We start from the raw sequence: 3304 nt of genomic DNA on the forward strand, positions 1-3304 counted from the left end.
GCCTGGTAGCGGTGCGGGCGGGTACCGCGTTCGCGTTCCACCAGACCCTTCCGCTCAAGGCGCGAGAGTACGGTCAGCACCGTGGTGACCGCGAGGTCTTTGCCCACGTGTCCGGCGCTGCCGTCCTGGGGCTGGGTGCTTTGTGCGAGGAGGTCCCGCAGCGTGTTGGCTGTCGCAGCTTCTTGGCCTGCCCAGAGCAGGTCCATCACTGCCCGTTCCAGTTCACCGAGACTTGCCATTGCGTACATCCTTCTATGCCTGCCGCGCCGGCGTCATGCTGGGAAACTGCTGGTGCCTGCCGGGGCGGTGTGTGTGAATACTTCGTTTACAAATTTACCGCGTTTTGCGCATTCTTTCTACATGAAGTAGAACACGGCCGCCCGGCGTGTCGCACCGCCGGCCCGCGGCGGCGGGAGAGGGTCTTTGTTCCATTGCAGGCCGTGACGTGCCGTGGGAGTCTGAGTTACGGGGAAGCGACGATGTGTTCTACACTCTGTAGAAGAATTACTTCTACGCCACGTAGAAGTTGCTCGGACCTAGCCAAAAGTAGGGACTGCCTTGGACGCCTTGGAAATCGCACGCTGGCAATTCGGAATCACCACGGTCTACCACTTCATGATGGTGCCGCTCACGATCGGCCTCGGGCTGGTGGTGGCTGTGATCCAGACGCTCTGGTACCGCACCGGCAAGCCGGAATATCTGCGCATGACCAAGTTCTGGGGCAAGCTCTTCCTGATCAACTTCATCATGGGCGTGGCCACCGGCATCGTGCAGGAGTTCCAGTTCGGCATGGCCTGGAGCGAGTACAGCCGCTTTGTCGGTGACGTCTTTGGCGCCCCGCTGGCCCTGGAAGCGCTGTTGGCGTTCTTCGTCGAGTCAACCTTCCTGGGCCTGTGGATCTTCGGCTGGAAACAGCTCAAGCCCGCCGTCCACCTGGCCTGCCTCTGGATCGCCGTCATTGGTTCCGTCTTCTCGGCCTACTTCATCATCGTGGCCAACAGCTGGATGCAACACCCCGTCGGCGTCGAAATGGTCAACGGCCGGCCCGTCATGACCGACGCGTGGGCCGTCTTCACCAACAACACGGCCCTGGTGGCCGTGCCCCACACTCTCTTCGGCGCCCTCGCCGTCGCCGGCGGGTTCCTGCTCGGCATTGCCTGGTACCACCTGTGGCGCCGCCGCCACGACGGCATCGACACCATCGGGGGCGACGGCAAGGTGATCCCCGACGAAGCCGCCGGCATCCTCGGCCGGGACCGCAGTGACCACACCGTCTGGATCCGCTCGCTGAGGATCGGCGCCGTCGTCGCCATGATTTCCTTCGCGGGCACCGCCGTCACCGGAGATCTTCAGGGCAAGCTCATGTTCGAGCAGCAGCCCATGAAGATGGCCGCCGCCGAGGCTGCCTGCCATGATGGCACCGGCTTCTCGGTCCTCAGCGTCGGCAACCTCGGCGCCAAGAACTGCGATGACATCGTGGCCGTGATCGAGGTCCCCGGCATCCTGTCCTTCCTGGCCAAGGGCGACTTCACCACGGAGGTCAAGGGCGTCAACAGCCTGCTGGGCGAGTACCAGGCCAAGTACGGCACCACCCTGCCGGACAACCCCATCTACGGGGACCGCGCCGGACAGCAAATCCAGTACGTGCCCGTCATGGAAGTCACCTACTGGGGCTTCCGGATGATGATCGGCTTCGGCGGCGTGGCCGCCCTCGCCGCCCTCCTGGCACTGTGGGCCACCCGCAAGGGAACCGTGCCGGCCTCCCGCGGCCTCATGCGCCTGGCGGTGTTCGGGATTCTCGCACCGTTTGGTGCCAACGCGGCGGGCTGGATCTTTACCGAGATGGGCCGCCAGCCGTTCGTCGTCGCTCCCAACCCGGACCCCAGCGGCATCGACCAGGTCTTCATGTTCACCGCCGCGGCCGTCTCACCGGGTGTTTCGGCCGGAGAGATCCTGACCTCCCTTGTGGTCCTGACCTCCATCTATGCTGTGCTGCTGGTGGTGGAGGTCAAGCTCCTGGTCAAGTACATCCGCGGCGGCGTGGCCTCGGCCATGCCGGAACTTGCCCACGCTCCCGTTGACGAAAACGAGGACACCACCCCCCGGGGCGGTCCCGGCAAACCCGACGACGACGTCCTGGCGTTCGCCTACTAGGCGCCCGCCCGGCAACCCACCACCCAGCAACCCACACGAAAAATACGCAGAGGATTCTCAGCATGGAACTGCTACCCACCATCTGGTTCGTTGCCATCGCGGTGCTGTGGACGGGCTATCTCTTCCTCGAGGGCTTCGACCTCGGCGTCGGCATGCTGATGAAGGGATTCGCCCGGAACAACACGGAACGCCGCGTCCTGATCAACACGATCGGCCCGGTCTGGGACGGCAACGAAGTCTGGCTCCTGACCGCCGGCGGCGCCACCTTCGCGGCGTTTCCGCTCTGGTACGCCTCGCTGTTCTCCGCCCTGTACCTGCCACTCCTGCTGGTCCTCGTGGCGCTCATTTTCCGGGCGGTCGCCTTCGAATACCGCGGCAAGGTGGACAACCCCCGGTGGCGCGCCCGCTGGGACTGGGCCATCTCGGCAGGGTCGTTCGTCGCGGCCTTCGGCGTCGGCGCCGCACTGGCCCTGACCACCACGGGACTGCCGCTGAACGCCAACGGCGACCGAGAGGGCGGCCCGTTTGCCTGGTTCAGCGGCTACGCCGTGCTCGGCGGGCTCGCCGTCGTCGGATTTTCCCTCCTGCACGGTCTCGGGTTCCTGGCCCTGAAGACCGACGGCGAGGTACGCCACCGGGCGCGGGCCTGGTTCGTCCGGCTGCTGCCCGTGCTGCTGCTGCCCATGGCCGGCTGGGCGGTGAGCCTCCAGCTCCTCAGCGGCGAGGCGTGGACCATCGCCGCCGTGGTCGGCGCCGTCGCCGCCGCAGTCCTGGCGTGGAATTTCGCCCGCAAGGGTGCCGAAGGCCGTGCCTTCATGTCGCTGGGTGCATTCCTCCTGCTCGGCAGCGCCTCCATCTTCGGTGCCGCCTTCCCCGTGGTCCTTCCGTCCACGCTGGATCCCGCGTTCAATCTCACCGTCTCCAACGCCTCGTCCTCGGACTACACCCTGGGCCTGATGAGCATCGTGGCCTGCATCGGGCTGCCGCTGGTCCTGGCGTACCAGGCCTGGACGTACTGGGTGTTCCGGCGCCGGGTGAGCGCAGCGCATATCCCGGAGGCGCACAGCTTCCTTCCCGCGATCGCCGCCAAAGCGCTGGCACCGAAGGACTAACTTCCCAGATGAGACCGTTCCCCGCCGGCCCCTCGACC

The 3304-nt window shown here is 65.8% G+C and carries 3 protein-coding genes; 2 read left to right on the forward strand and 1 reads right to left on the reverse strand.

The annotated features are described in order from the left end of the window. Nucleotides 1-239 (reverse strand): BlaI/MecI/CopY family transcriptional regulator (locus LQV45_RS22225; RefSeq protein WP_230008857.1); only part of this gene is annotated, 239 nt, incomplete at its 3' end. 319 nt (nucleotides 240-558) lie between these two features. Here LQV45_RS22225 and LQV45_RS22230 point away from each other — a divergent pair. Both LQV45_RS22230 and cydB read left to right on the forward strand, forming a co-directional pair. After that, nucleotides 559-2154 (forward strand): cytochrome ubiquinol oxidase subunit I, encoded by a 1596-nt coding sequence (locus LQV45_RS22230; protein WP_230008858.1) that lies wholly within the window; start codon nucleotides 559-561, stop codon nucleotides 2152-2154. Nucleotides 2155-2216: 62 nt separating this feature from the next. After that, nucleotides 2217-3266: a cytochrome d ubiquinol oxidase subunit II gene (gene cydB / locus LQV45_RS22235; protein WP_230008859.1), complete on the forward strand. Its 1050-nt coding sequence runs from the start codon at nucleotides 2217-2219 to the stop codon at nucleotides 3264-3266. Nucleotides 3267-3304 lie beyond the last annotated feature (38 nt).

It is taken from the genome of Microbacterium sp. Bi128, assembly GCF_918698205.1.

What these genes read in the sequence shown, in the direction of transcription:
- cydB (WP_230008859.1), top strand. Translation starts at nt 2,217, where the DNA reads ATGGAACTGCTACCCACCATCTGGTTCGTTGCCATCGCGGTGCTGTGG.